1 protein-coding gene is annotated in these 782 nt (G+C 57.5%); it reads right to left on the bottom strand.

What is annotated here, in order from left to right; genetic code table 11:
- Positions 1–782: calcium-binding protein (locus J3L16_RS15875; RefSeq protein ID WP_278252904.1), on the bottom strand; the 782-nt coding region annotated here is incomplete at both ends.

Genomic DNA, 782 nt, shown 5'->3' with positions numbered 1-782 from the left:
TCGATCAGATCGTCGCCAGCGCCGCCAGACACTGTGCCGTCGGGCAGGGGGATGCCGATTGCGTTGAGGTAGAACGGATCATCTGCGTCGGCCGGGGCGATGCCCTCAAGCGTGATGCTTTCGCCGTTCGGGAAGGTCAGAACAGCGTTGCCTGATCCATCGTCGGTCACAACAACGTCGTTGGTGTTGACTGGCACGCCTGTGTCGTCGTTCAGACCTGTCACATCAAGCGTATCGATACCTGTGAAGGTACCGTCGCCGTTGTCGGTTGGCGCGTCAAAGTTGGAGACGATATCGTCGCCGAACCCATCTTCGAGCACAACAACATCGGGATCTTGATCCGGATTGCCCGGGCTGTCTTCGCCAAGATCGATAGTGTCGTTGCCTGCGCCTGCGTTGATCGTGTCAGCGCCTTGGCCCAAATCAATCACGTCATCGCCAGAAGACCCAGTGACGCTATCGTCGCCAGAACCCAGAACAATCTCTTCGATTTCATCGAAGGACAGCGTGTCAGTTCCGTCGGACAATGTGCCCGTTTCAGGGGAAGACAAGTCCACCGTGACGTCGTCTGTCAGGCCAGAGCCATCCAAAACGTCAACATCTCCATCACCTGCATCTTCGCCACCGACAATCGTGTCGTTGCCGAAGTTGTCTGTGATTGCGATTGTATCGTCGCCGGTGCCACCAGAGATGCTATCGTCGCCTTCACCCGCGTTGATGCTATCATCGCCAGCGCCCAGATCGATCGTGTCATCGCCGGCTGAACCCGTCGCGCTGTCATC

This window comes from Alteromonas sp. 5E99-2 (assembly GCF_017368475.1).
Lineage (GTDB): Bacteria > Pseudomonadota > Gammaproteobacteria > Enterobacterales > Alteromonadaceae > Alteromonas_F.
This window is presented reverse-complemented; position numbering and strand designations above follow the sequence as displayed.